At 63.5% G+C, this 26,882-nt stretch carries 27 protein-coding genes; 13 read left to right on the top strand and 14 right to left on the bottom strand.

Features of this window, described 5'->3' with window-relative positions:
* The first annotated feature begins 51 nt into the window (after positions 1 to 51).
* On the top strand, positions 52 to 570 hold the full coding sequence (locus AC07OO_RS18380) for a GNAT family N-acetyltransferase (protein ID WP_495083584.1): 519 nt from the start codon (positions 52 to 54) through the stop codon (positions 568 to 570).
* Here the strand turns inward: AC07OO_RS18380 and AC07OO_RS18375 are convergent.
* Both AC07OO_RS18375 and AC07OO_RS18370 read right to left on the bottom strand, forming a co-directional pair.
* Positions 543 to 1,766, bottom strand: a complete 1,224-nt coding sequence (locus AC07OO_RS18375) for an aminotransferase class V-fold PLP-dependent enzyme (protein WP_495083583.1) — start codon at positions 1,764 to 1,766, stop codon at positions 543 to 545. The genes AC07OO_RS18380 and AC07OO_RS18375 overlap by 28 nt on opposite strands.
* A 34-nt stretch (positions 1,767 to 1,800) precedes the next feature.
* Complete coding sequence (locus AC07OO_RS18370; protein WP_495083582.1) at positions 1,801 to 3,015, bottom strand: MFS transporter; 1,215 nt, start codon at positions 3,013 to 3,015, stop codon at positions 1,801 to 1,803.
* A gap of 104 nt (positions 3,016 to 3,119) precedes the next feature.
* Here AC07OO_RS18370 and AC07OO_RS18365 point away from each other — a divergent pair, with 104 nt between their 5' ends.
* The 3 genes from AC07OO_RS18365 to AC07OO_RS18355 all read left to right on the top strand — a co-directional run bounded on the left by AC07OO_RS18365 (position 3,120) and on the right by AC07OO_RS18355 (position 5,711).
* A complete protein-coding gene (locus tag AC07OO_RS18365; RefSeq protein ID WP_495083581.1) occupies positions 3,120 to 4,043 on the top strand; it encodes a LysR family transcriptional regulator in 924 nt (307 codons plus the stop codon).
* Positions 4,040 to 5,152, top strand: coding sequence for an MBL fold metallo-hydrolase (locus AC07OO_RS18360; RefSeq protein ID WP_495083580.1), 1,113 nt, complete (start codon positions 4,040 to 4,042; stop codon positions 5,150 to 5,152). The genes AC07OO_RS18365 and AC07OO_RS18360 overlap by 4 nt, the downstream gene beginning before the upstream one ends.
* An 85-nt stretch (positions 5,153 to 5,237) precedes the next feature.
* Positions 5,238 to 5,711: a cache domain-containing protein gene (locus AC07OO_RS18355; protein WP_495083579.1), complete on the top strand. Its 474-nt coding sequence runs from the start codon at positions 5,238 to 5,240 to the stop codon at positions 5,709 to 5,711.
* Between the two features lie 12 nt (positions 5,712 to 5,723).
* Here AC07OO_RS18355 and AC07OO_RS18350 read toward each other — a convergent pair whose 3' ends face one another.
* Positions 5,724 to 6,701, bottom strand: a complete 978-nt coding sequence (locus AC07OO_RS18350) for a DUF6929 family protein (RefSeq protein ID WP_495083578.1) — start codon at positions 6,699 to 6,701, stop codon at positions 5,724 to 5,726.
* 28 nt (positions 6,702 to 6,729) lie between these two features.
* On the opposite strand from AC07OO_RS18350, the gene AC07OO_RS18345 reads away from it, so the two are divergent.
* From AC07OO_RS18345 to AC07OO_RS18330, 4 genes are all read left to right on the top strand, one after another.
* Entirely contained in the window at positions 6,730 to 7,023 is a 294-nt protein-coding gene (locus AC07OO_RS18345) for a hypothetical protein (protein ID WP_495083577.1), read from the top strand.
* Between the two features lie 3 nt (positions 7,024 to 7,026).
* Complete coding sequence (locus AC07OO_RS18340) at positions 7,027 to 8,592, top strand: glycine betaine ABC transporter substrate-binding protein (RefSeq protein ID WP_495083576.1); 1,566 nt, start codon at positions 7,027 to 7,029, stop codon at positions 8,590 to 8,592.
* A 79-nt stretch (positions 8,593 to 8,671) separates the two neighbouring features.
* Positions 8,672 to 8,920, top strand: coding sequence for a hypothetical protein (locus AC07OO_RS18335; protein WP_495083575.1), 249 nt, complete (start codon positions 8,672 to 8,674; stop codon positions 8,918 to 8,920).
* Positions 8,921 to 9,016: 96 nt separating this feature from the next.
* Entirely contained in the window at positions 9,017 to 10,291 is a 1,275-nt protein-coding gene (locus AC07OO_RS18330) for a cation:proton antiporter (protein WP_495083574.1), read from the top strand.
* A gap of 20 nt (positions 10,292 to 10,311) precedes the next feature.
* On the opposite strand, the gene AC07OO_RS18325 is transcribed toward AC07OO_RS18330, so the two are convergent.
* Positions 10,312 to 10,800: a MerR family transcriptional regulator gene (locus AC07OO_RS18325; protein ID WP_495083573.1), complete on the bottom strand. Its 489-nt coding sequence runs from the start codon at positions 10,798 to 10,800 to the stop codon at positions 10,312 to 10,314.
* Positions 10,801 to 10,869: 69 nt separating this feature from the next.
* On the opposite strand from AC07OO_RS18325, the gene AC07OO_RS18320 reads away from it, so the two are divergent.
* Complete coding sequence (locus AC07OO_RS18320; protein WP_495083572.1) at positions 10,870 to 12,111, top strand: NADH:flavin oxidoreductase/NADH oxidase family protein; 1,242 nt, start codon at positions 10,870 to 10,872, stop codon at positions 12,109 to 12,111.
* A gap of 243 nt (positions 12,112 to 12,354) precedes the next feature.
* On the opposite strand, the gene AC07OO_RS18315 is transcribed toward AC07OO_RS18320, so the two are convergent.
* The 10 genes from AC07OO_RS18315 to hpaH all read right to left on the bottom strand — a co-directional run bounded on the left by AC07OO_RS18315 (position 12,355) and on the right by hpaH (position 21,827).
* Positions 12,355 to 12,837, bottom strand: a complete 483-nt coding sequence (locus tag AC07OO_RS18315) for a hypothetical protein (RefSeq protein ID WP_495083571.1) — start codon at positions 12,835 to 12,837, stop codon at positions 12,355 to 12,357.
* Entirely contained in the window at positions 12,834 to 13,421 is a 588-nt protein-coding gene (locus tag AC07OO_RS18310; RefSeq protein ID WP_495083570.1) for a DUF4349 domain-containing protein, read from the bottom strand. The genes AC07OO_RS18315 and AC07OO_RS18310 overlap by 4 nt, the downstream gene beginning before the upstream one ends.
* Before the next feature lie 20 nt (positions 13,422 to 13,441).
* Positions 13,442 to 14,605, bottom strand: coding sequence for a DUF4349 domain-containing protein (locus AC07OO_RS18305; RefSeq protein WP_495083569.1), 1,164 nt, complete (start codon positions 14,603 to 14,605; stop codon positions 13,442 to 13,444).
* 31 nt (positions 14,606 to 14,636) lie between these two features.
* Positions 14,637 to 15,134, bottom strand: a complete 498-nt coding sequence (locus tag AC07OO_RS18300; RefSeq protein ID WP_495083568.1) for a hypothetical protein — start codon at positions 15,132 to 15,134, stop codon at positions 14,637 to 14,639.
* An 81-nt stretch (positions 15,135 to 15,215) separates the two neighbouring features.
* A complete protein-coding gene (locus AC07OO_RS18295) occupies positions 15,216 to 16,802 on the bottom strand; it encodes a gamma-glutamyltransferase family protein (RefSeq protein ID WP_495083567.1) in 1,587 nt (528 codons plus the stop codon).
* Positions 16,803 to 16,821: 19 nt separating this feature from the next.
* Positions 16,822 to 17,790, bottom strand: a complete 969-nt coding sequence (locus tag AC07OO_RS18290) for a fumarylacetoacetate hydrolase family protein (RefSeq protein ID WP_495083566.1) — start codon at positions 17,788 to 17,790, stop codon at positions 16,822 to 16,824.
* Positions 17,787 to 18,674 (bottom strand): DODA-type extradiol aromatic ring-opening family dioxygenase, encoded by an 888-nt coding sequence (locus AC07OO_RS18285; RefSeq protein WP_495083565.1) that lies wholly within the window; start codon positions 18,672 to 18,674, stop codon positions 17,787 to 17,789. The genes AC07OO_RS18290 and AC07OO_RS18285 overlap by 4 nt, the downstream gene beginning before the upstream one ends.
* Before the next feature lie 30 nt (positions 18,675 to 18,704).
* Positions 18,705 to 20,183, bottom strand: coding sequence for an aldehyde dehydrogenase family protein (locus AC07OO_RS18280; protein WP_495083564.1), 1,479 nt, complete (start codon positions 20,181 to 20,183; stop codon positions 18,705 to 18,707).
* A 19-nt stretch (positions 20,184 to 20,202) separates the two neighbouring features.
* Positions 20,203 to 21,027 (bottom strand): 4-hydroxy-2-oxoheptanedioate aldolase, encoded by an 825-nt coding sequence (hpaI, locus tag AC07OO_RS18275; RefSeq protein ID WP_495083563.1) that lies wholly within the window; start codon positions 21,025 to 21,027, stop codon positions 20,203 to 20,205.
* A complete protein-coding gene (hpaH, locus tag AC07OO_RS18270; RefSeq protein WP_495083562.1) occupies positions 21,024 to 21,827 on the bottom strand; it encodes a 2-oxo-hept-4-ene-1,7-dioate hydratase in 804 nt (267 codons plus the stop codon). Before hpaH ends, hpaI begins: the two co-directional genes overlap by 4 nt.
* Positions 21,828 to 21,952: 125 nt before the next feature.
* Here hpaH and AC07OO_RS18265 point away from each other — a divergent pair, with 125 nt between their 5' ends.
* The 4 genes from AC07OO_RS18265 (at position 21,953) to AC07OO_RS18250 (ending at position 26,880) form a co-directional block, all read left to right on the top strand.
* Positions 21,953 to 22,891, top strand: coding sequence for a LysR family transcriptional regulator (locus tag AC07OO_RS18265; protein WP_495083561.1), 939 nt, complete (start codon positions 21,953 to 21,955; stop codon positions 22,889 to 22,891).
* A gap of 171 nt (positions 22,892 to 23,062) precedes the next feature.
* Positions 23,063 to 24,070 (top strand): Bug family tripartite tricarboxylate transporter substrate binding protein, encoded by a 1,008-nt coding sequence (locus AC07OO_RS18260; protein ID WP_495083560.1) that lies wholly within the window; start codon positions 23,063 to 23,065, stop codon positions 24,068 to 24,070.
* 259 nt (positions 24,071 to 24,329) lie between these two features.
* The gene (locus AC07OO_RS18255) at positions 24,330 to 25,595 is read left to right on the top strand and encodes an ABC transporter substrate-binding protein (RefSeq protein WP_495083559.1); all 1,266 of its coding nucleotides are present in this window, start codon (positions 24,330 to 24,332) and stop codon (positions 25,593 to 25,595) included.
* Positions 25,596 to 25,695: 100 nt separating this feature from the next.
* On the top strand, positions 25,696 to 26,880 hold the full coding sequence (locus AC07OO_RS18250; RefSeq protein WP_495083558.1) for a carbohydrate porin: 1,185 nt from the start codon (positions 25,696 to 25,698) through the stop codon (positions 26,878 to 26,880).
* Positions 26,881 to 26,882 lie beyond the last annotated feature (2 nt).

The following is a 26,882-nucleotide window of genomic DNA, read 5'->3' as shown; positions in this document are numbered from 1 at the left end:
GCACCAATCACCTCCACAGGCACTCAAAAAACCTAATATGGGTATATTTTGATGATCTCCACCATTCCCCGCTTCACGTCCGAACGCCTGGTGTTGCGCGCCTTCACTCCAGATGACTTCGAGCCCATGGCCACTTTCTTTGCCGACCCGGTGTCCGCCAGCTATGGTGGCCCCTGCGGGCGTGACGAGGCCTGGCGCAAGTTTGCGGTGTATTCGGGCCACTGGGTGCTGCGCGGCTTTGGCCCCTGGGCGCTGGAAGAAAAGGCCACCGGCGCCTTTGTCGGCATTTCTGGCCTGTGGTTTCCCGAGGGCTGGTCCGAGCCCGAGATCACCTGGGCCCTGGTGCCGGGCCAGCACGGCAAAGGCTATGCGACCGAGGCCGCCCGGCGCTCGCTGCAGGCCGCGTATGAAAACTTTGGCTGGACCACGGCCATCAGCGTGGTGGCCACCAACAACCCAGCATCCATGGCCGTGGCCGAGCGCCTAGGCGCCCAGCACGAGGCCACCATCCCCTTCCGCCAGGGCCAGGCCCATGTCTACCGTCACCTGGGGCCCGAAACCTTGACCTGATCGCTGATCTGACGGATGCCCGCCACCAGCGCATCCAGGTCTTGCAACCGGGTGTAGAGGTGGGGCGTCACGCGCACACCGTCACCACTGTTGCCTTCTCCATAGTCGATATCGCGCACCACGGTGAAGACCCGGTGCTCGGCCATCAGCCGCTTGGCCACATCTTTGGACGGCACGCCCACGATGCGGAACGCGGCAATGGCGCAGTAGCGCGCCGGGTCGCGCGGCGTTTGCAGTTCCACGTTCGGCAGGTCGCGCACCTGGTCCAGCCAGTACTGGCTGAGGTAGCGCAGGCGCGCCTCCTTGTTGCGCGGGCCTATGCGCAGATGAAAGTCCAGCGCGTCGGCGATGTTCAAAATCGGTGCCGGCGGCACCGTGCCCACATGGCCCAGCTTGTGGATGTCGCCCGCGGGCGCGCGGGTGTCGCCATACAGCGGCGCAATGTCGGCAATGCGCGGCTGGCGGATGTAGACCAGGCCCACGCCCAACGGCGCGCCCAGCCACTTGTGCAGATTGACGGCCACAAAGTCCGCGCCCAGCTCGGGCAATTGAAAGTCCAGTTGCGCAAAGGAGTGGGCCGCGTCCACCATCACATCCACACCGTGGCGGCGCGCCATGGCCGTGATCTGGGCCACCGGCATGATCTGCCCGGTGCGATGCACCAAATGGGTCACCAGGATGAGTTTGGTCTTGGGGGTGATGGCCTGCTCGTACAGGCGCACGATGTCTGCGTCGCTGTCGGGGTTCAGCGGCACGCGGATGCGGGTCAGTGTGAGCTGCTTGCGCTGCGCCACCATATCCAGGGTTTCGGCCACGCTGTCATAGTCGTGCGTGGCGCAGATGACCCCATCGCCCACCTGCAGCGGGTAGCCCTGCAGTAGCACATTCATGCCTTCGATCAGGTTGCGGGTCAGCACCAGTTCCTGGGGCTGCACGCCACAGAAACGGGCCAGTGCCTGCACCACATCTTGTACCTGGCTGGCAAAGCGCTCGCGCAAAAAGTAGCCCGTCTCGGCATTGACCTGCGCCTGGTAGCGCTGAAAGGCCGCAAACACCGGCGTGGCCTGCATGCCGAAGTAGCCGTTCTCCAGGTTGATGAAGTCAGGTGTGGGCGCGTACTGTGCGGCCACCGAGGCCCAATAGGTTTCGTCGTCCGCAGCGATGCTGGCGGTGTTGTTGATGCCGTCGCTAGTCAATCCAAAGTCCTTATTGCAAAATTAGGTAGCGATGTTACGCGGCCACTGCCTGCACCCTGCGCAAACGCAGCGTGATCCACAGCGCCACAGCCAGCGTGGCGCCCAGGCCGGCCACCACACCCGGCCAGCCGGCGCGCTCCCACAGCAGACCGGTGCAAGAGCCCACCAGACTGGAGCCCAGGTAGTAGAAGAACAGGTACAGCGCCGAGGCCAGGGCCTTGGGCGCACTGGCACGGCGCGCCACCCAGCTGCTAGCCACCGAATGCGAGGCAAAGAAACCAAAGGTGAACACCGCCGTGCCAAAGACCACAACGGCCAGGGACTGCGACAGCGTCAACAACAGACCGCAGAGCATGGTCAACAGCACCAGCCACAGCACACCCCGCCGGCCCACCTTGTCGACCAGGCGCCCCACCCAGACGGCGCTGCCAATGCCCAGCAGGTACAGCAGCGACACGGCACCCATGCCGCTGTGCGACAAACTGAACGGCGCCGCCAGCAGGCGATAGCCCAGGTAGTTGTACAGGCTGACAAAGCAGCCCATCAGCAGAAAGGCCAGTGTGAACAGCATGGCCAGGCCCGGGTCGGCGAAGTGCTGACGCGCGCCAGCAAACAGCCCGGTCCAATCCAACGCGGCGGGTTTGAAATTGCGCGCTACCGGCAGGCTGCGCCAGAAATCCCACGCGGCATACAGGCCGGCCGCACCCAGCACGGCCAGGGCCACGCGCCATGAGTAGTGGTCGCTCAGCACCGCGGCCAGCAGACGGCCCACCATGCCGCCAAAAGCGCTGCCGGCGATATACAGACCTATCGAGAACCCCAGAGCGGTCTTCTCGATCTCTTCCCCCAAATAGGCAATCGCCACGGCCGGCATGCCGCCCAGTGCAATACCCAGAATGGCCCGCAGCACCAGCAGTTGCAAAAAGTCGTTGGCAAAGGCGCACAGCACCGTGGTGATGGCCGCCAGGGCCACGGCCAACACCATCATGGGCTTGCGCCCCACGCGCTCGCTGATGGCGCTGCTGACGATGAGCGACAGGGCCAGCGTCAGCGTGGAGATGGACAGTATCCAACTGCTTTGCACCGGTGTCAGGTGAAACTGGTCGGCCAGCAATGGCATCACGGGTTGGACGCAGTACAAAAGTGAGAAGGTGGAAAAGCCACCAAACACCATGGCGCGGTTGATGCGGTGGAACTCCGGTGTCCCGGTGGCGATGGGTGTGCCCGGTTGCGGGGCGGGGGTGTGCATGCGGGGGCCTTGTGCTGTGTCAGTGCCGCCATCGTAGGCTTGGACATTTAGCCTGTCCAATATATATTAGTCCACATATTTATTGATTTTTTAGATAACACACCATGGAACTGCGCCACCTGCGCTATTTCGTTGCGGTTGCCGAAGAGTTGCACTTCACCCGCGCGGCAGAGCGCTTGCACATAGGCCAGCCGCCGCTGAGCCAGGCCATACAGACGCTGGAGGCCGATGTGGGCGCGCTACTGCTGGAGCGCAGCAAGCGCTGGGTGCGCCTGACCGAGGCGGGCAAGCTATTTCTGGACGACGCACGCGGCATTTTGGCCATGGCCGGCCAGGCCACCGAGACCGCACGCCGTGCACAGCGCGGCGAGGCCGGCGAACTGCGCATAGGCTTTACATCATCGACGCCGTTCACACCGCTGTTTGCAGCGGTCATCAACCGCTACCGGCAGCAGTTCCCGCGGGTGGCGCTGCGCCTGCAGGAGATGGCGACATCGCGGCAGATGGAGGCAATCGCGCAGCGCCGCCTGGACCTGGGCTTTATCCGCCCGCCCGACGGCGTCTCTGGCCCCAATACCGACTCCGATACCCTGCATTTCAGCAAGCTGCGCAAGGACAACCTGGTGGTAGTGCTGCCCACCGCGCACCGGCTGGCTTCGCGCAAGAAGATCGCCATCAAGGAACTCGCCGAAGAACTCTTTGTGATGTACCCCAACACGGCCGGGGTTGGCATCTACCCGCAGATCTACAGCCTGTGCCACGCTGCCGGCTTTGTGCCCCATGTGGCGCAGGAGGCGGGTGAATCGTCCACCATCATTGGCCTGGTGGCGGCTGGCTGCGGCATCTCCATACTGCCCAATTCGTTTGAACGCATTCAGTTGGAGGGGGTGTGCTACCGTCCGCTGTCCGACGCGGGTGCGGGCACATCGCTGCTGCTGGCGCAGCGCAAAGCCGAGCGGGCGCCGCTGGTGGACGGTTTTGTCGCGCTGGCGCTGGGCGAAGCAAAAACCATGAAGGTGCGGCCATGACACGTTTGATGAAGAAGATTGCGCTGTTCGCGCTGGCGGTGGCCCTGCTGTTGGCCGTGGCGGCCTGGCTGGTTTTTCGCCTGCCCACCTTTGGCGGTACCTCGGAGGGTGCACGCCTGGAGCGCATGCGCCAGTCGCCACAGTTTCACAACGGGCGCTTCGAGAACACGCCGCCCTATGTCAGCAATATGTCGCTGCGGCGCGAGCTGCACGACTACATGGGCGACCAGGTGCGTGAGCCGCAGTTTGCGGTGCCGGTGATCAAGATGTCTGCCGACGACTTGACCAAGCCCGCAGCACCCGGCCTGCGCGCCTGGTGGCTTGGCCACGCCAGCGTGCTGCTGGAGCTGGATGGCTTGCGCATACTGACCGACCCCATGCTGTCGCTGCGCGCATCACCGTTTCAGTTTGTCGGTCCGACGCGCCTGCACCCCACTCCACTGCCCCTGGAACAGTGGAAGGCCATCGACGCGGTGGTCATCTCGCACGACCATTTCGACCACCTGGACATGGACACGATACGCCACCTGGCGCAGGGCGGCACACACTTCTATGTTGGCCTGGGCATTGGTGCGCACCTGGAGCGCTGGGACGTACCCGCCGCGCAGATCCACGAGATGGATTGGTGGGAACAGGCCAGCATCAAAGGCGTGACCATCCACTGCACGCCGGCGCGCCACTACTCGGGGCGCACCAGCATGAACAATTCCACGCTGTGGGCATCGTGGATGCTCAAGGGGCCCAGCCATTCGGCTTATTTCAGTGGCGACACCGGCTATGCCGGCCACTTCAAGGCCATACGCGAGCGCCTGGGTGCGCCGGAGCTGGCGCTGATCAAGGTGGGCGCCTATGGCGATACGTGGATGGACATCCACATGAACCCCGAATCTGCCATCCAGGCCCAGCAAGACCTGGGTGCCAATACCTTGCTGCCCGTGCATTGGGCTACTTTCAACCTGGCCTACCACGACTGGGCCGAGCCGGTGGTGCGCACCGTGCTGGCGGCCCGCGCCAAAGGCACGCAGGTGGTCACGCCGCGCGTGGGTGAGAAGTTTGAATTCGGCCAGCCGTTTGACAGCAAAGCCTGGTATCTGCCGCCCATGCGTTGAGGGGGCAACCCTGCGTTTACAAAGCAAAAGCGTTGTGCTACCTTGCTTGCGTCCCCTTCACCATAACAACCTACGCGAGGCAATCATGAAAACTGTGTTCAAGCAATTTCTCTTGGCCCTTTTTGCATCCCTCATGGCCTTGGGTTCCCAGGCGGCAGACCACGGCACAGCCGATGAAGCCGTGGCTTTGGTGAAGAAAGTGATTGCCTTCTACAAGGCCAACGGCGCCGACAAGACCTGGGCCGAGATCAACAACCAGACCGCGCCCAAGTTTGTGACCAAAGACTTGTATGTGTTCTCCGGGGCGCTCAAGCCCAATATCCCCGTGCCCGCGCACGGCGCCAACCAAAAGCTGGTCGGCAAGGTCATGACTGAGCTGAAGGACATTGACGGTGTGCCCTTCACCAAGCGGTTTGCCGAGGTCGCCAATAGCAAGGAAGGCAAAGGTTGGGTGGACTACAAATGGCCCAACCCTATCTCCAAGCAGATCGAACAAAAGAGTACCTACGTGGAGCGGGCGGACGACAATTTCTACATTGCCTGCGGCATCTACAAGTAAATAACCGCCGCTTCACCCCGGCAAACGCAACTGCAATAGCTGCGCGGCAGTGGCCGGGTCATCGGGGTCGGTAACCAGCGTGATGACCCAATCACTGCCATCGACCCGTACGGCCATGCCCTCGGCCTTGGGCGCCCCTTCCAACCGGTACATCTGCTGCAACGCGCCGTCCGCCCCCACGATGCCCACGACCGAGGCCACACAGGCACCGTCCTGGTAGCTGTTGTCGGTGTTCTCTGCCACCGCGGTAAAGGCCCATGCACCGCTGTGCAGGGCTGCACCATCGGTAAAGCCCAGGGGCACACCGTCCACGCGCCCCAGATCCATCAGTTGCACGCTTTTGGCAGCGGGCGGCTGGCTTTGCACACCCGCCAACCAGGGTGCCACCAGGTTCCAATCAAAGCGCACGCAGGCATTGGGTGCCTGGCCCTTGTTGCCGCGCTGCAGTAGCAAGAGCTCGCCGCTGACCACCAAGGCGCCCTCAATGTTCAGGTCCACAAAGCGCTTGCGCAGCGGCGCATAGAGGGGTGCAAAATCCACCACCGCCATGCGCCCATTGGGCATGCCCTGCACGTCCAGCGCCAGCAGCACTGCTGTGTCGCGATTGGCCTTCGACCCCGATCCCAGTGCCAGCAGTGCGCCTGCGGGGCAGCCTGGCAGCGCGGGCAGCAGCGCCAGGCTTTCAAAATCCGGTTTGACCTTCTTGCGTTTTCCGGCGTCCTTGGGCAGATCGCCGTCCAGCAGGCGGATCAGCTGGCCCATCGCCGGCAGCCCACTGGCAGGCGGCTGCAGTGCGGCAGCGTCGTCAAACACGCCCAGGTGCAATTCATCATCCGCCACCACAAACAGGTGCTGGCGCACGCGCACCAAGCCGCTGGCCGCACTCAGGTAGGCCACACCGCGCGGGTGCTGAGCGGGGTCTACCAGCAAAGGCTGAATCAGTTGCGCCTGCAAGGGGGGTGTGGCCTGCGGTAGGGGTGGAGTTTGCATGCTTGCCTAGGTTGGCTGGTTTGAAGGTGTGCTAGCCCCATGGTACTTGGGTTACCCTTGGCGCAATCCCGTCCACCCATTGCTGGCCATTGTGACCCTGCTGACACTCAAACCCGTCAACGCCAACGTGTATAGCGTGCACCTGCCCGATGGCAGCCATGTGGGCAACCTCAAACGCATAGAACAGGTGTGGAAGTTCAAGGCCATTGGCTACGACGCGCAAGGTGCTGTGGAGCCGGGTGGCGGGCCATTCACCGACAGGCACAACACGGTCTTTGCAGCGCCCGATGCCGCAGAAGTCAGCGCCAAGCTAGGTGCCTGAGCCATGGCCCGCATTCACACCGTAGCCTTCGCCCTGCTTCCCCGATGCTTGCTGCGCCAGTTGTCGGGAGTACTGACGGTCTTGTTCCTGCTGGGCACTAGCAGTCTGGGCTTTGCAGCAGATACTCCGCTGCGCATAGGCTCCAAACGCTTTACCGAGTCCTACATACTGGCCGAACTGCTGGCACAGCAAGCCGCGCCACACACCATGGTGCCACCGCAAGTGCAGGCCGGCCTGGGCAACACCGCCATCGTCTACGAGGCGCTGCGCGCGGGGCAGATTGACCTCTACCCCGAATACGCCGGGACCATCAGCCAGGAGATTCTGAAGAGCACCGCCCCGATGACGCTGGCGCAGATGCAGCAGGCGCTGGCGCCCCTGGGCCTGGGTGTAGCCGTGCCTTTGGGCTTCAACGACGGCTATGCGCTGGCCCTGCGCGCGGACCACGCCAAGGCCTTGGGCATCACCCGTCTGAGCGATCTGGCGGCCCACCCCGGTTTGAAACTGGGCCTGTCCAATGAATTCATCGGCCGCGCCGACGGTTGGCGCGGCCTGGCCCAGCGCTACGGCCTGCAGCACACCCCCACCGGCCTGGACCATGGCTTGGCCTACGACGCGATAGGCTCCCAGCAGGTGGACGCCATCGACATCTACACCACCGACGCCAAGATCGACGCCCTGGGCCTGCGCGTGCTGGACGACGACCAGCACTACTTCCCTCGGTACGACGCCATGTTGCTGTACCGGCTGGATGTACCCGCCCGCCATCCCAAGGCCTGGGCCGCGCTGCAGGCGCTGGAGGGCCGCGTGACCGAGGCGATGATGATTGCGATGAATGCCCGCGCCGAGCTGAAGGGCGTGGCCTTTGATGTGATTGCGCGGGACCAGTTGGCAGCCATGGCGACGGGAACTGCGTCCAACAAGGAAACGGCACAACGCGGCTTCTGGGCCAAACTGTTTGCAGCCGACCTGGCCCGCCTGGCCACACAGCACCTGCTGCTGGTCGCCGCTGCGGTAGCGCTGGCCACGCTGCTGGGCGTGCCGATTGCGGTGCTGACCATTCGCCACCCGCGCCTCAGTGCTGCGGTGTTGGGCGCCACCGGCCTGCTACAAACCGTGCCAGCCATCGCGATGTTGGCCGTGCTGATTTCGCTGTTGGGCGCCATTGGCACACTGCCCGCGCTGATGGCGCTGACGCTGTACGCGTTCTTGCCCATCATGCGCAACACGGCGTCGGGCCTGAACCAGGTCCCATTGGGCCTGCGCCTGGCCGGCCAATCGCTGGGTTTGAGCAACGCCCAAAGCCTGCGCCACATCGAACTGCCGCTGGCCCTGCCCAACCTACTGGCCGGTGTGCGCACCGCCACGGCCATTTCCATTGGCACGGCCACCATTGCCGCCTTTGTGGGCGCGGGTGGCTTTGGTGAACGCATCGTGACCGGTCTAGCCCTGAACGACCGCGAGCTGCTATTGGCCGGCGCCCTGCCCGCGGCCCTGCTGGCATTTCTGAGCGAAGCTCTTTTCGAGTTGCTGGAACGTGGTTTGCGCCGCAGCAACCACACTGCATAACGCAGTCGGTTGGGCAACGCACGGCCGGGTGTGGCGTCTTCGGTTACCCTCCACCCCTCTTAAAAAAAAGGAAGTCACCATGAAAAAGCTCAACGTCACCATCACGCTGGAGATGTCCGTACCCGATGATTGGGAACTGGTCCAGACATCGGAAGGTGGCCAAGTGCTGAAGCTGCCCAACGCGCAATTCCTGGATCTGGCCATAGAGCCGCTGTTTGCCACGGACCCGGAGGAAACCTGGTCCAGCACCGAAGACGACGAGGTGCTGAACGACATCCTGGACATGGTGGAGAGCGAAGTCGTCAATTACGAATTCATCACGCATTAACATGCCCCCACGCTTGTCGCTGCACGTACTACGCTGCCCCCCAAGTGGGCTTAGTCGCCTTGGGGCGGCCCGGCGGCGACTGTCTCACCCACGCCCATGACCAGCGCACAATGGTTTTTGCTGATCGGTGGCCTGCTGCTGGTGAGAGGGCTGACAGCAACCCTGCTGCAGCGCCTGCCGGTCACACCCGCCATCATCTATTTCGCGGTGGGCTTGCTGGTGGGGCCCAGCGCGCTGAATCTTTTCCACTTCAACCCCCTCAAACAGTCCGCCTTGCTGGAGACGCTGACCGAGGTGGTGGTTTTGATCTCGCTGTTTTCGGCCGGCGTCAAAATGCCGGGCGCTTTCAGCTTTGCCCGCTGGCGCGCGCCGATATTGCTGGCCACCGTGTCCATGGCCGTGTCCGTGGCGTTGGTCGCCGCCTTCGCTGTGTGGGTGCTGGACTTGCCCGTGGGTGCGGGCGTGCTCTTGGGTGCGATCTTGGCACCTACGGACCCTGTGCTGGCCACCGACGTGCAGATTCGCCACCCCGGCGACCGCGACCAGTTGCGCTTTGCACTGACTTGTGAAGCGGGCATGAACGACGGCAGCGCCTTCCCCTTTGTGATGCTGGGCCTGGGCCTGCTGGGCCTGCATGAATTGGGCGACGCGGGCGGGCGTTGGCTGGTGGTGGAGGTACTGTGGGCCACGGTGGGCGCAGTGGCCATTGGCGTGGTCGCAGGGGTGGCACTCGCCCGCTTAGGCTGGATGCTGCGCCGCCGCCCGCAGAGCCACGAGCTGATGGACGACTTCCTGGGTCTGGGCCTGATCGGCTTGGTCTACGGTGTATGCCTGATGGTCGATGCCTGGGGCTTCCTGGCGGTGTTCTTCGCAGCCGTCGCGTTGCGCCAGACCGAACTCACGCTCGCCAAGAAGAGCCAGGTGCACGACGACACCACGGAACCACCGCCCACCGTCAGCGAAGGCTCGCTGGTGTTCAAGGAGCATTTGGAGCGCTTGTCGGAAATGGTGCTGGTCATCCTGATTGGCGGCACCTTGTTCCGCGACTCCTGGACCTGGGCCGCCGTGGGGCTGAGCCTGTTTGTGTTTCTGGTGGCGCGCCCCGTCAGCGTGCTGGTTGGCCTGGTGGGCACCGGCACCCCGTGGAAGATGCGCGGCCTCGCCGCCTGGTTTGGTGTGCGGGGCGTGGGCTCGCTGTACTACCTGATGTATGTCATCCAGCATGGCCTGCCCGAGCCGCTGGCGCTGCAGTTGATCCAGCTGACCTTGATCGTCGTGACGCTGTCCATCCTGCTGCACGGCACCAGTGTCAAGCCGCTGCTGGGCCTGTTCTGGAAGCGGGCCAAGACCTTGCCCAGCGACCACCCATAGGGGCATGCGACACGCCTGGGCTATAGACCGCCGGCACTGCGCTGCAAGATCTTTTTCGTAGGCTGCTGCGGCTGGGACTTGGCGCCCTTGGGCGCAGCCGCCTTGCGCGGGTGCTGGCTGGCCATGTTGTGGATCAAGTCGGCCACGGCCAGGCATTCCCCCTGCTCCCAGGCCTGGACCACCTGCGCACGCAGCGCAGCCACCGCCTTGCGCTGCGTGCGCAAGGTAGCCATTACCGTGTCAATTTCTTTCAGGCGGGCATCCAGCCCCGCCATCAGCTCGTCCTCGGGAAACTCCACCTGAGCCGAGAACAGCGCACGCAACGTATCCAGCGTGAAGCCCAGGTTCTGCGCCATCTGTATCAGTTGCAGGCGCGTCAGGTCTGCCTCGGTGTAGCTGCGGTAGCCATTGGCCCCGCGCTCGGTTGCCAACAGCAGCCCGCTTTGCTCGTAGAACCGGATGGCTGACGGGGCCAGCCCCGTGATGCTGGCAATTTCACCAATTTTCATAATGCTTGACCTTCAAGTTGACTTGAATCTTAGCATTCGCGGTATTGAAACCTTTTTGGACTCTTTTTGATGACCACCCCACTTGCCTCACCACTGCAGTTGCCCAATGGCAGTGTCCTCCCCAACCGCCTGGCCAAGGCCGCCATGGAAGAAAACATGGCCGCCGAAGGTCAGATGCCCGGCACCGCCATCCACGGCCTCTACCAAGCCTGGGCCCAGGGCGGCGTAGGCCTGATCATCACCGGCAATGTGATGGTCGACGGCCGCGCGCTAACCGGCCCCGGCGGCATCGTGCTGGAACGCGACACGCCGTTGGCCCCTTTCACCGAATGGGCGCACGTAGCACGCCAGAAGGGCGCGCAGGTGTGGATGCAGATCAACCACCCCGGCCGCCAAGTCATGGCCAATATGGGCGGCACGGCCTGGGCACCGTCGGCCGTAGCGCTGGACCTGGGCAAACACAGCAAGCTGTTTGCCACACCCCATGCGATGACCGAGGCCGAGATACAGGAGACCATCACTCGCTTTGCCGACACCGCGCAGGCCGCTGAACGCGCGGGCTTTACCGGCGTGGAAATCCATGCGGCCCACGGCTACCTGATCTCGCAGTTTTTGTCGCCCTTGACCAACCAGCGCAACGATGCCTGGGGTGGTTCCTTGGCCAAGCGCGCCCGTATCCTGCTGGACGTGGTGCGTGCCGTGCGCGCCCGCGTGCGGCCGGATTTTTGCGTCGCGGTCAAGCTCAATTCGGCAGACTTCCAGCGCGGTGGATTTTCAGAAGACGATGCCAAGCAAGTCCTGCTATGGCTCAATGACTTGCCGGTGGATCTGGTGGAGTTGTCCGGTGGCAGCTACGAGAGCCCGGCCATGCAGGGCCGCACCGCCGACGGCCGCACGCTGGCGCGCGAGGCCTACTTTTTGGAGTTCGCCCAAGAACTGGCCGGCGTGGCGCGCATGCCCGTCATGACCACGGGCGGCATCCGGCGCCGCGCCGTGGCGGAAGCCGTGCTCCACAGCGGCGTGGCCGTCGTGGGCATTGCCACCGCATTGGCCATCGTGCCCAACCTGCCCGCCCAATGGCTGGCCGGACAAGACCCGGTAGCCCAAAGCCCGGCTGTCGAATGGAAAGACCAGACCATGGCGGCCCTGGCCCGCATGGCCCTGGTCAAGCGACGCCTGCGCGCATTGGGCGCCGGCCGCCGCGGCACAGCAGGCCAGCACTCACCCATCTTCACACTCATCTACGACCAGTTGCGCTCAAAGTGGCTGACCCGCCGCTACCGGCGTTGGCACCTGGCACGGCAATCGTGAGCAAGAGCCAAGCACACTTTGGAGCCCGTACAGAGCGCAATCCGCAAAAAAATACTTAGCCACGGCGGGTGTGGGCTAGGTTGTGGATAAGCGTGTTCACAAACGCGGAGAGCCGCGCCAGGCTTGGCTTGCAATAGCGTGCTAATTATTTAGGCAGTTTGGCGGGGGCTTGTTTTCCACGTTTCCGAGTGTGCTAGGTTTCTCGAAGCACGCTATGCAATTGGCGTGAGAAAGGCGGTCAATCTAGGGCCCGACGGCCATCGCTACTACGCCACTTTTGATCGCGGCAAAGATGCTGTCGCGCCACGCCTTGAAAGCCGCCAGCTCGCCCGCAGACTCCACTACCGTGAGTTGCTTGTCATGCACAAAGACCGCCACCAGGTAGGCATAGTCCGTCGTGCCACGCGGTGCGGTCGTCTCCACGTAATAGCCTGTCTTACCGGCTGACTCCATGGTGCCTTCGCCGGTGACGATATAGCCAGCCTTGGTCAGGCGTTCCTTCAGTGCCACCTGCCAAAAGCCCTGGTCTGCAAACGGCTTGTTCTCCAAGTGTTTTACCTGGTAGACGACGCGATCTGCGCTCACCGCCTGCAAAGACTTTGGATTTTCATAGGTGCCGAATTCGGCTGGACTTTGGCTGCGTGGTGGAGGTTGTGGTGTGGTGCAGCCGGCCGACAGTGCGGCAGCGGCAGCCAGCATCCAGAGGTTTCGATACGCCCAGCTCATTGTTCAAACTCCTGCAACAGGTTTTCCAGGCCCAAGGCGTTGAGCCAGACAAACGGCGATTGGCCATCATCACGGGGACGTTCACGCTGCAAAAGCCTGAAGTTGACAGTGACGGTGGAGAAGTCCAAGCGGTGCTGCAAGGCGCGGATGCGCCCCTTGAGGCCTTCTATTTCCTGGATCAATCTGGTAGCTGCGGTTTCCACTTCGATGATGTTGGCAGCATCGGCAGTGGCCAGCATTTTTTCCAGGCTTGCGTACAGCTCCAGCTTGGCCTTCAGCCGTGCGCGCGTCTGGCCCAGGGATGTGTCCAGGTCTTCCGCATGGAAGCTTTCCTGCACGGGCTTCCAGTCGGTCTTCACAAAGCTGATCAGCTCGCGTGACTTGTCCACCGGCACTTTGAGTGTGACCACATCTTTCGAGAAGGCGCTGAAATAGCCGCCCAATGCTTCAGCCCTGCTGATCAGGGCCGCAGCCGTCTTGTCGCGGTCCGCAACCTGTATCGTCAGGTTGGAGTTGATGGCAACCTGCTCCGCCGCGTGCACAGCGCAAGGCAGCAGCGTGCAAGCCAAGGCGAGCGTAAGCATTGAGAGTATGCGCTGCACCATCACTTCACACCTCCTTTCAGACTGGCCAACACCGCCTCACCGAAACGGCGTTCGTGGTCCAGCGACGGGAAATAGGACTGGGCAACGAACAACTTGTCGTCCTTGGCCGCCACTGCTATCCAATAGACAAAACGCGGATCGTCCTGGCTGAGCAGACGCAGCACGGTAAAGTCGCCTGCTGCCTTTTGCTCCACCTGCGCGAACCGGTCCTTCAACCGCACTTGCAGCGCGTCCACCCAGAAGCGCGCAGCGCCACGGGGTTCGTTGCTGCGCTGCTGCGTGGTCAGGCTCACGCCATCCGGGCTTGCCGCCGACCACCGCTGCAGAGTGCCCAGGTCCACCATGCCGACAGGCACCGACAAGGCAAAGCGCCCCGCGTCGCCATCCCAGGGCTGGGCCGTCGCTAACGCGGCCATCCAGCCGAATCCGCGAGGCTCTTGTGGCGCACGCCCTTGAAACGCCTTGCGTCCTTCCGCGCTCAGCGTCAAGCGCGAGTAATCGACCAGGGTGCGCAGCCGCGCCATTTGCGATTCCAGCGATTCGATCTCGGTTGAGAGGCGCTCCACTTCGCGCAGCAGCCGCAACTTTTCTCGGTGGTCTTGTGCCTTCTGTATCAGTGCCAGCAGTCGATCCCGCGTCGCCTTGGCCTGCGTCAGCCGCATATCGACGTCCATAAATTCCTCGGTCACATCGCGCGCGGACAGGGATTTGTCCACCACATCACCCAGACCCAGTATTTGGTCGTACAGCGGGCGAAAACGTGCCGCCGGTATTTGTAGCACCACGTGTTGTCCTGTCAGCGACTCCACGTAGCCGCCGGCACCGCGTACCCAATCGACGGCCTGTTCAATGACTTTGTCTGGCTGTGTGGCGACCAGCCTGATCGCACCCTCATAGTGGACCTTGCGTTGCGCCACAGGCACGGGTTTGGCCGTGGCGATGCCGCTATCGGCCCTCCCATATGACGCACCGGGCGGCGGCGGCGCCGGCGCGGGAGCTGGAGGAGGTGCTCCATAGGCCATGACCGGGGCGGCCGGTGGCACGAACGCGGGCGGTGGCGACTCCGACACAGCGTATGCTCCCGTCGAGGCCGCGCAGGCCGCCAACCAGTGCAGCAGCACGGCCAGTGCCATCCAGCACATGGCTCTCTTCGCTATTGGCATGTTGTCTCCCTATTGCAGCGTATTGCCGTCGCTATTTACACACCCAATCACTGGGCGGAACCCAGCGGCAGTTGGACATAAGCCCCGATGGCAGGGGGCCTTCCGGCACTGTCGGCTTGGCCGGTTGCGCCGCAACGGGGGCGGCGAGTGTCTTCGTGGTCGTCAGTTCGCGCAGAATGCCGCCACCGGCCACACTGCCCTGCGTCCTGCCCTTGCCTTGGATGCGGGCAATGCAGTCGGATCTGTCTTCGCCCTTGTGCGCATCACAGCGCAGCAAGGCGTTTCTCGCATAGTCTGCCTGGCTGGTAGGCTCATCCATCCGCCCGCGTTTGATGTCTGCCAAGGCGTTGCGGCTGTCTTTGACGCAACTGCTTTTGTCCACGCCGTACTTCTGGGCCGCCGCGCACTCGGCCACCTCGCGCTTGTACCGCGCCTGGGCAGCCGCCAGGTCCGCGGAGGTATGGGCAGCAAAGGCCTGGGCTGCCAACAGGCTGGTCAGAAGTGCAAGGTACTTGGGTAGGTAGGTCATGTTGTTCACCAATCGGGTTACTTTCGAATTTATAGCATCAAACGCATATTCCACGGGGGCTACAGCCCGATTTTCCAAAACTCAATAGGCCACAGCCTGCCCGTCCTTGCGCGGATCGGAGCCGGCGACGTAGGCCTCGCCCTGCTTGAGGATGAGCTGTGCGCCGCCAAAAGCGAACATGCCATCGCCGCCCTCGGTTTGCACCGCATGGCCGCGAGCCGCCAGTGCGTGCACGACATCGGGATCGAAGCCAGGCTCCACCGCCACACCGCGGCCGCCGGTCACGCGCCAGCGCGGCGCGTCGGCGGCGGCTTGGGGGTTCTGGCCATAGCGCAGCACGCGCAGGGCCATCTGCACATGCCCCTGGGATTGCATGGGACCGCCCATGACGCCAAAGGCCATCTGCGGCGTGCCGTCGGCGTGCATCGCAAAGGCGGGGATGATGGTGTGCGACGGGCGCTTGTTCGGCCCGACCTCGTTGGCGTGGCCCGGCTCCAGCGAGAAACCATGGCCTCGGTTTTGCAGGCTGATGCCAGTGCCGGGCACCACCACACCCGAACCAAAGCCCATGTAGTTGGATTGGATGAAGGAGACCATCATGCCCTGTGCATCGGCTGCGGCCACATACACCGTGCCGCCGGGCTTGGGCGCACCATAGGCTGGGTCGCCAGCATGCCGCAGGTCGATCAGTTGGGCGCGCTCGGCCAGGTAGCCAGGGTCCAGCAACGCGCTCGGCGCCAGGCGCATGGCGGCAGGGTCGGCGTTGTAGTGGTACAGGTCAGCCAGGGCCAGCTTCATGGCTTCGATTGCGCAGTGCACGGTGTCGATGTGGTCTACGGGTTGCTGGCCAACACCCAAGGCGTCCAACATACCCAGCGCCATCAATGCGGCTATGCCCTGGCCATTGGGCGGTATTTCGTGGACCACCGAACCGGCAAATGGCTGCGCCAAGGTTCCGCACCAATCCACAGTGTGGCGGGCCAGGTCATCTTCGGTCATCACGCCACCACAAACCTTCGCATGCGCGGCCATGGCTTGGGCTAACGACCCACGGTAGAACGCTTCGCCATGGCTGGCGGCAATGGCTTCCAGCGAACGGGCATGGGCCTCGCTACGGAACAGCTCACCGGCATGGGGCGCCCGGCCCTGTGGCATGAAGCATTCTGCAAAACCAGGCTGCTCACCCAGTCGTGTGGCGCCAAGCGTCCACTGCCGCGCAATAGTGGGCGATACGGGGAAGCCCTGGCGCGCATAGGCAATTGCAGGCTCAGCCAACCTAGCAAACGGCAGGCGGCCCAAGCGTTGCGACAACGCACTCCATGCGGACACCGCGCCGGGCACAGTCACCGTGTTCCAGCCCTTGTCGGGCATCTGCGATTGGCCTTTGAAGCGGTCCGCTTTCCACGCAGCGGGCGAACGGCCCGAGGCATTGAGGCCATGCAGTTCCTTGCCATCCCAGACGATGGCAAAGGCATCACTACCCAGGCCGCAACCCGTGGGTTCCACCACCGTCAAGGCCATGGCCGTGGCGATAGCGGCGTCCACCGCATTGCCACCGGCCAGCAGCATGCGCAGACCGGCCTGGGCGGCCAGGGGCTGCGAGGTACTGACGATGTTGCGCCCCATGACGGCGGAGCGGGCGGATACGTAGGGGTTGGTCCAGTCCATGGAGCCGGACTATAGACCGTTACCGCTCCGTGTGATGGGGTTTTCTGGCTGCGGCGCGGTAGTTGTCTTTGAGCTGCTGGGGCACGCGTTCATCGAAACCCAGAGCCACACGCCGCACCTCCGGGCTGTCGGTCGGCTGGTGGCCTACACCCAGGGCCGAGGCTCGGGGAGCAGGTGCGGCCACCACGGTGCCGGCCAAGCGGCCCAGGCCGGTGATCTCGCACTCCACCACATCACCAGGGTCCACCGAGCGCGAATGGCAGGGCGTGCCCATCAGGATCACATCGCCTGCTAGCAGCGTGATGTGGCGTGCAATGTCAGCGACCACATAGTGCGGGCCCCAGATGGTCTCGTCGCCAATATGGGCCTCTTGCACGACCAAGCCATTGCGGTAGGTGCGCAGCGTCTGCTCAAACAGGTTCACACCTTTGACGATGCCGGGGCCAATGGGCAACAGGGTGTCCGCCCCCTTGACGCGCAGCATGGAGCCCTGGTCGGTGTCACGGAAGTCTTGCAGTCCCATGTCCAGCGCCGGGCAGAACCCGGCGATGTAGTCCCAGGCCTCATCGGGCGTGACATTGCTGCAGGTCTTGCTGATGACGACGGCGTACTCGCCCTCGTAGTTCAGGTACTTGCAATCAGCCGGTTTGCGGATCTGGCCGCCATGGCCATTGAGCGCCGTCGTGGGTTTGGTGAAGTAGGTGGGCGATTCGGTAGGCTTGGCCGTGTTGCGGGTCTCAAAACTGCGCGACTTGTAGGAGATGTGCACAGCAATGATCTTGCTCGGCGACACCGGGGGAAGATGGGTCACGGTGGCGGGGTCCACCACGCGACCATCGTCCAGGCGCAGCCAGCCCTGCTGACTGCCCTGCTCCACCACCGTGCCCCAGCGCGCACTGCCGTCCACCACCACATGGCGGCGCTCCACACGCGTTCCTTGCATCACGGCCGGCAGCGCCTTCAAAGGGAATTCAAAGCTGCTGCTCATGCCAGGGCTTCCTGCTGGGCCACGTCGAACCACACATGGATGTTGCCGGTACCGCGGGCGTTTTCGTACTCCGACATGGGTATGCCTTTGGCGCGGCAATCGCGGCCCCCCAGTGCCCCCACCATTTGCAGATAGTGCGCACCAAAGCCTTCCCAGAAACTCTTGCGGTAGTCGCTGTCCCAGCGGTCCAGTATTTCGCAGTGGCGGCCTTCACGCATCAGGGCGATGGCCTGCTTGTCACTGGCGATGTTGTCGGGGTTGGAGACATTGCTCTCGTGAAAAATGCGCGGGTTCTTGGGCACCCAATCAATGGCATTGAACTTGTGGCTCAAGGCGCCCGATGCCAGCAGCACCACGCGCAGGTCGCTGCGCGCAATGGCCTCGGCCAGGACCGCGCCCGATTGCAGGTAATGCTCAGGCCTGCAGTTCTGGCAGGTACTGACCGAGACAATGCGCTCGCCCCTGTCGGGCCGGGCCAGCTTGGTGATGATGTTGATCGTGGCATAGTGGCGCGCCATATTCGTGTTGAGCACGGCACGGGATTGCACCTTGCGTTCACGTGCCACGGTCTCCACCAGACGGGCCAGGTCGGGGCATCCGTCATAGCTGTAGGGCACGCCGTGCAGGTACCAGGGCATCTCGTCCGACGTGTAGGTGCCGCTGTAGTGCGCGCCGCCGTCGACCAGGTGGTAGCCGGTAGTGAACCAGTGCGTGTCAAAAATCACCAGCACATCGGGCTTGAGCGCATCGATCTTCTGGCGGATGCGCCCATAGCCGGCGATCAGGTCGGAGTCGGCCCCGTTGCCCTGCAACACGCGAAACTCCTCGCACTGCATCAGGCCGGGGTGGTGCGACACGATGGCCGCGCCAACAATCTGTCCCATAGTGAATGGCTCCTCTATTTGGGGTTCTCTTCAGCGGTGGCTGAAGCTGGCCTTGAAGGGCTGCTTCGGTACAACCACGTCCTTGACGTCGCAGAAAAAATCGAAACTCCAGGCGCCGCCTTCACGGCCCACGCCGCTTTGCTTGATGCCGCCAAAGGGGGCCGCCAGATCGCGGATGCCAAAGGAGTTGACCCAGATGAAGCCGGTGCGCACGCGCTGCGCCATGGCTGTGGCATGGGCCGTCTCCCCATAGCACACGCCGCCCAGGCCGTAGTCCGTTCCATTGGCCATGGTGATGGCTTCGTCATCGTTGGCAAAGGTCTGCAAGGTCAGCACCGGGCCGAAGACCTCGTTCTGCACGATCTCGTCACTCTGCAAGACCTTGGACAGCAAGGTGGGCTGGTAATACTGGGCGCCGTAGGGGTGACGCGCACCGCCCCACAGCACCGTAGCTCCCGCTGCCACTGCGCGCTGCACAAAGCCGTCGACCCGCTCCACCTGACGTGGGTGGATGATGGGGCCGACCTCGGTGTCCGCCTCGCGCGGATCACCTACGCGCAGCTTGCCTACATAGTCACGCAGTGCGGCCGTGAAGCGGTCCGCCACTGCTGCATGCACCAGCAAGCGTGTGCCCGCCAGGCAGACCTGCCCGGCGTTGCGGTACATCAAGGCAGCCGTGGCCGCTGCTGCGTCCAGGTCGGCATCCTCCAACACGATGAAGGGGCTTTTGCCACCCAGCTCCAGGCTGCAGGGCACTAGGTTCGCGGCGGCGGCCTTCGCAATCCACTTGGCCGTGGGCACTGAGCCGGTGAACGAGATACGCGCCAAGCGCGGGTCGCTGACCAGGGCCGCACCGGTCTGGGCGCCAGAGCCTTGGACCACATTGAACACGCCCGGCGGTAGCTCGCTGACATGGGCGCACTCGGCCAACAGCGAACTGGTCAGCGGCGCCCATTCCGGTGGCTTGAGCACCACCGTATTGCCCGATGCCAGCGCCGGCCCCAGCTTCCACGTGGCCAGCATCAGCGGCGCGTTCCACGGCGTGATGATGGCCGCCACACCGGCCGGGTCGTGCCGCACGATGTGGTGGGCCTGCTCGGTCTCAATAGGCTGCTCCTGCAGCGTCAGCGCTTGCTCGGCAAAGTAGCGGATGTTGAGCATGGACCGCGGCACCACGCCATGTTGCATGCGGGACAGCAGCACGCCGGCGTCGTTGCTCTCCAGTTGGCAAAAGGCCTCTGCGCGTTTGCCGATTTCGGCGGCAAAGCGATCCAGGTAGGGCTTGCGCTGCGCGGCCGTGAGTGCGCTCCATGCCGGAAAAGCCTTGTGCGCCGCAGAGACGGCTGCATCCACATGCTCCGGCAGGCCCTCGCTGATGCGGCCCAGTACGCGCTGGTCTATCGGCGATTGCAACTCAAAGGTTTGGGACGAAGCGATACGCTGGCCGCCAATGTAGTGGTCGGGCGAAACCGCGTGGCCGGCCACTTCCAACGGGAGACTGCTGCTCATGGTTTGGGGTTCCTGTTTTTTAATACCCGCCCGTGCCGCCAGGAGCTGCAGCATCGGGTGCTTTGAAGCGCGCAGCCAGCACACGGGTGGCGGTGGCCAACAGCGTGGTGTCCACTCCCACCGCCACAAAGCGCGCGCCCAGTTGCAGGTAGTGGCGCGCCAAGGTTTCATCGGTGCACAGAATGCCTGGTGCTTTGCCAGCCCGCGCGATGGCGGTGATGGCGGCATCGATGGCCTTGCGCACCTCGGGGTGCGTGGGTTGGCCCAGGTAGCCCATGGATGCTGACAAATCGGCCGGGCCGATAAAGACGCCGTCCACACCCTCCACACCGGCAATCGCTTCCAGCTCTGCCAGGCCCGCAACCGTCTCCACCTGCACCAGCAGGCACACGCGATCATTGGCCTCGTGCAGGTAGTTGGTGTAGGCGTTCCAGCGGGAGGAGCGTGCCAGCCCACTGCCCACGCCACGCACACCCTGGGGCGGGTAGCGCATGGCGCGCACCAGGGCGCGGGCCTGCTCGGCGCTGTCCACCATGGGCACCAGCACCGTGGTGGCGCCAATATCCAGCACCTGCTTGATCAGGGCCGTGCTGCCCTCGGGAATGCGCACCACCGGCTGCACCGGGTACGGCGCCACCGCCTGCAGCGCGGTCAGCATGCTGCGCAGGTCATTGGGCGCATGTTCTCCATCGATCAGCAGCCAGTCAAAGCCGCTGGTGGCGCACAGCTCGGCCGCATAGGGGTCGGCCAGGCCCAGCCACAGGCCGATCTGCGCCGGGCCGTGTGCGAGCGCCTTCTTGAAGGCGTTGTCAGGGGTTGCTGTGGGTGCTGGAGTAGTGCTCATACAAAGCGCAGTGCGATAGAGCCCAAAGGGCCGTAGTCGGCATGGAAGACGTCGCCTGCGGCACAGGCCACAGGCCGCGTGAAGGAGCCGCTGAGCACGATGTCGCCCGCCGCCAGGCCTTGGTCGTAGCTGGCCAGCTTGTTGGCCAGCCAGACCACGCCATTGGCCGGGTGGTTCAGCACCGCGGCGCCCAAGCCGGATTCTTCAATGACGCCGTTCTTGGACAGCAGCGCCCCCACCCACCGCAGGTCCACCGCGTCGGGCTTCACTGGCCGCCCACCCATGACGATGCCGGCACTGGCGGCGTTGTCGGCAATGGTGTCGCGCACGGTGCGCGGTGCCTTGGTCTCGCGGTCAAATTGTTCAATGCGGGCGTCTATCAACTCCAGCGCGGGCACCACATAGTCGGTGGCGCCCAGCACATCAAAGATGGTGACGTTAGGGCCACGCAAGGGTTTGGCCAGGATGAAGGCCAGCTCGGTCTCCAGCCGGGGCACGATGAAGCGGGCCGCCTGCACCTCACCACCGTCACGCAACACCATGTCATCGAGCAGGCAGCCGTGGTCCGGCTCGGTGATCTGTGCGGCAATCTGCATCGCCCGCGAAGTGAGGCCCACCTTGTGGCCGATGATGCGCCGGCCATCCGCACGCTCCAGCTCCATCCAGGCGCGCTGAATGGCATAACTATCGTCGACCGTCATATCGGGATAGCGCTTGGTAAACGTTTGCAGCTGCACGCGCGTGCGCTGGGATTGGTGCAGCTCGCGCGCCAGCGCGGCGTGGATGGAAGCGGGGAGCATGCGGATGGTAGGCCCGTGTGTGACAACGGCCGCCAGTGTCTAACCACGCCGCACAAACCACAAGTCAGCAATTTTGTGCAATTCATTAGCTTTACTGGATAATCAAAAAAAAGGCAATCCAACACATGGCCCTCACCCGCACCACACTGCGCCAGTTCGAAGCCTTTGCGGCGATCGCCGAGCTGCGCAGTTTTGCGGCCGCAGCCGACCGGCTGGGGCTAACCGCATCGGCCGTCAGCCAGTTGGTGGCGGAGCTGGAATCGGTGCTGGGCTTTCGGGTGTTTGACCGCACCACGCGGCGCGTCAACCTGTCCAGCGCCGGCCGTGATTTTCTGGCCTCGGTCGAGTCGGTGTTGCGCCACGCCCGCACCGCCGAAACGGTGGCCAACGATGTGCGCCAGCGCGCCGCTGGCATCGTGCGCGTAGGTGCCCCGCTGGTGCTGGCCAGTACCGCACTGCCCCAGGCCATCCGAGACTATCTGGCGGTGCGCCCCAAGGTGGTGGTGCGTATCCACGATATGGCCGTGGACCAATTAGTCGACAGCGTGGCCAACGGCGATGTGGATCTGGCAGTTGGCCCCGACCGAGCGACGGGCGACCTGGCCACCGCCACACCCGCATTCGACAGCCCCTGGGTGCTGTGGTGCGCCCCCACCCACCCGCTGGCCGCCCGCCGGTCCATACGTTGGGACACGCTGCGCGATGTGGCCTTGGTGGCAGCCGGGCGCGACCACGAACGCAGCGTGGCCCGCATGCAGGCCCATGCGCCCCCCGACGCGCGCATCACACCGGTGCAGGTGGTGGACAACGTCTCCACCGCGATGGGCATGGCCGCACAGGGCTTGGCCGCCACGTTGGCACCGGCCTACGTGGAAGTACTGGCCAAGCACTTTGGCCTGGTGAAGCGCCGCATTGTCGAGCCCGAAACCATACGCCAAGTCTGTGTCTACCAACCCACAGCCCGCGCGATATCGCCGGCGGCCCAAGGGTTTGCCGAGTACCTCGTTCCTTGGCTCAAGCGCTGGAGCACTGCATCCAAGAAAAGCAAAAGCAGCGCTGGTTAGCCTCCTCCGGCGAGCCCGGTTTGTACGGCTGAACGGTTTGCTCCGTGTCCCCCGCCCGCTGCGCGGGCTCCTCCTTTACCTGCGCAAACCGCTCAGCCGCACAAACCTCACGTTCCTGGGCTAGGGTCGCTATGATGGCCCGCACACCAAACAACAACTAGGAGACACGCCATGGCCCCACTGCGTTCCAACCGTAGATATGCGCTGCTGGCCGGCGCAACGGCCGTTCTGGCTCTCGTTGGCACCCACTCCTACGCACAAGCCACGTGGCCCAACAAACCGGTGCGCATCGTCGTGCCTTTTGCACCAGGTGGCACCACCGACATACTGGCTCGCGCCGTAGCGCCGGAATTGACCAAGGCCTTTGGACAGCAATTCATCGTGGACAACAAGGCCGGCGCTGGCGGCAACCTGGGGGCCGATGCGGTGGCCAAGTCGCCCGCCGATGGCTACACGCTGCTGATGGGCACCGTGGGCACGCATGGCATCAACCGCGCGCTGTACCCCAAGCTGCCTTTTGACCCCATCAAGGATTTCGCCCCGATCACGCTGGTGGCCAGCGTGCCCAATGTGATGGTGGTCAATGCCGAGTTGGCGCGGGCCAACCACATCAATTCGGTCAAGGACTTCATCAAGCTGGCTCAGTCCAAACCCGGCAAGCTGAATATGGCCTCCAGCGGCAACGGCACGTCCATTCACCTGGCGGGTGAGCTGTTCAAGAGCCAGACCGGCATCTTCATGACGCACATCCCCTACCGCGGCTCGGGCCCCGCCCTGCTAGACCTCGTGGGCGGTCAGGTGGACGTGATGTTTGACAACCTGCCCTCGGCCATGCAGTTGATCAAGAGCGGCAAGATCAAAGCCTTGGCGGTCACCAGTGCCACGCGCTCGGGTGCGCTGCCTGAAACCCCCACCATCGAAGAAGCAGCCGGCCTCAAGGGCTTTGAAGCCACCAGCTGGTTTGGCCTGCTGGCCCCGGCGGGCACACCGAGCGACATCGTCAACCGGCTGCAGCAGGAGGTGGCCCGTGCGCTCGCCAGCCCCGCCATCGCCGAGAAAATGCTGGCCCAGGGCGCCATACCCAGCGGCAACACGCCGGCGCAATTTGCGACGCTGATCGCCAGCGAGCACACCAAGTGGGCGCAGGTGGTCAAGGCCTCGGGCGCGCGGGTGGATTGAGTGCGCCCCGGTTTTACTCCACTTTTGATAGCGGCATGTCTATACTGCACGAGGGCTAGCGGCCAATTTTCCTTAAGCGAGTCCGACCAGAACCCCTATTTACCCGTCCAAGCACTGTTGTCGTTTTGCACGCCCTAGGGTTAGTCCTATGTCTTTGGATTAAATATTAATTAACAATTAATTAATTCAAGAACAACGGTGTTCTTTGGATTCAACCCCGCTCGTGGCCCCGCGCCAGATGAGCACATAAGGAGACGACATGTTGAAAGTTTCACGTATGCGCCTGACCGGGCTGTCGCTGGCCGTGCTGGCCATGGCGGCGACCTCTGCGGTGCACGCCGGCGAAGTGGAGGTGCTGCACTACTGGACATCCGGTGGTGAGGCCAAATCCGTTGCCGAGCTGAAGAAGATCATGCAGGCCAAGGGCCATGTGTGGAAGGATTTCGCGGTCGCCGGCGGTGGTGGTGACAACGCAGCCACGCTGCTCAAGAGCCGTGTCGTGTCGGGCAACCCCCCTGCCGCAGCGCAGATCAAGGGCCCTGCCATCCAGGAATGGGCATCCGAAGGCGTGCTGGCCAATCTGGACGCGGTCGCCAAGGCCGAAAAGTGGGACAGCCTGCTGCCCAAGGTCGTGGCCGATGGCATGAAGTACAAGGGCAATTACGTGGCTGCACCGGTCAACGTGCACCGTGTGAACTTCGTCTGGGCCAACCCCGACGTGTTGAAGAAGGCCGGTGTGGCGGGCATGCCCAAGACGTATGACGAATTCTTCGCTGCAGCCGACAAGATCAAGAAGGCCGGCCTGATCGCCGTGGCCCACGGTGGCCAGAACTGGCAAGACTTCACCACCTTTGAATCCGTTGCACTCGGCGTGGGTGGCGTGAAGTTCTACCACGAGGCCTTGGTGATGCTGGACCCCAAGGCTTTGGGTAGCGACACCATGACCAAGACGCTGGAAACCTTCCGCAAGATCAAGGGTTACACCGACGCCGCAGCCCCCGGCCGTGACTGGAACCTGGCCACCGCCATGGTCATGAAGGGTGAAGCCGGCTTCCAGTTCATGGGTGACTGGGCCAAGGGCGAGTTCCTGGCCGCAGGCAAGGTTCCGGGCAAGGACTTCCTGTGCGCGGCAGCCCCAGGCACGGCTACGGCTTACACCTTCAACGTGGACTCGTTCGCGATGTTCAAGCTCAAGTCCGCTGACTCGCAAAAAGCCCAGGCCGACCTGGCAGCGTCCATCATGGGCCCCGAGTTCCAGGAAGTCTTCAATCTGAACAAGGGCTCCATCCCGGTGCGCCTGAACATGAAGCTGGACAAGTTTGACGACTGCGCCAAGCTCTCCAGCAAGGACTTTGTCGAAACCGCCAAGACCGGCAGCCTGCAGCCCTCCGTGGCGCACGGCATGGCCATCAAGCCCGCCACCGAAGGCGCGATCAAGGACGTGGTCAGCCAGTTCTGGAATGACGACAAGATTTCCGTGGCCGAAGGCCAGAAGCGACTGCTGGCCGCTGCTGCGACCAAGTAAGTAACCCTCCTCCGTTAGTAAGGCTCAAGGGACGGCGCAAGCCGTCCCTCGGGAGACCCTTTTTCCCAAATTTCAACAACGAACAAGCAGACGACCCATCATGAAACACACTTTCTCCCTCAGCGCCATCGCAATGGCCACTGCATTGTGCGCAGCCACCGCACGCGCCGACGACGGTACCTTCGAGTTCCACGGCTACTCCCGCGGTGGCCCGGTGCTCAGCAAATCGGACGAGGTCAAGGGCCGCTTCCAACTGGGCGGCGACCTGCAGGGCTACCGCCTGGGCAACGAAGGCGACAACGGTATCGAAATCGACCTGATCAAGACCTTCAAGACCGATGGCGCCAATTACAAGGTGCAGTACATGCCCGCCAAGTGGAACAGCGGCAATGTGGGCACCGAGCAGGCCTTTGTCGAAATCGACGGCCTGAGCTTCGCACCCGAAGCCAAGTTCTGGGTCGGCCAACGCCGCCTGCGTATTCAGGACGTGCACATCGTCGACTACTTCCTGCTGAACTACGGCGACAACCAGGGCGCTGGCGTGACCAACATCCCGATCGGCGGCGCCCGCCTGGGCCTGGGTGTCTTCTCCGGCGACAAGTTCGACACACCCTCGCCCGTGGGCGTCACCGCCACGCGCTTCAATGCCGATATCTCGGACATCAACATCAACCCCGGCGGCAAGCTGCGCGTGCTGATGACCGGTGTGAACGGCTCGGGCCTGGCCGACAGCAACTCCGGCTCCGGCATCTCGATCTCGCACAACCAAAGCGACTTCATTACCAAAGGGCTGAACAACGCGTTGTTCCTGCAAACATCCAGCGGCCATGCCCGCATCGATGGCGAGTTCTTGAACATCGACGGCGTGGGTGCCGGCCAGAAGGTGAGTCGCATTGCCGATTCGCTGAGCTGGCAACTGGGCGCCTTCGGTGGGCAAACTCTGCTGGCCTACCAGACCAACAAGGACGAGAAGACCGGCGTGGAGACCAAGGACACCTCCATCGGTGGCCGTATCTCCTATGCCTTCTCCAAGAACTTCAAGATCCTGGTCGATGCTGCAACGACAACCCGCACCGGCAATGGCCCGGACCAGCGCCTGGACAAGCTGACGATTGCACCCACGCTGTCGGTGGGGCCTGACTTCTACAGCCGCCCAGAGTTACGTTTCTATGTGACCACGTCCAGTTGGAACGATGCCGCGGCGGCGGCCAATGCCAGCACCTTTGGCGCCGGTGGCAAGACATCGCGCACCGTTGCCGGTGTGCAGTATGAAATCTGGTGGTGATT

The sequence above is a fragment of the Rhodoferax sp. GW821-FHT07G04 genome, assembly GCF_059418585.1.
Note: the sequence above shows the minus strand (reverse complement) of the source record. Positions and strands in the feature narration are given on the sequence as shown.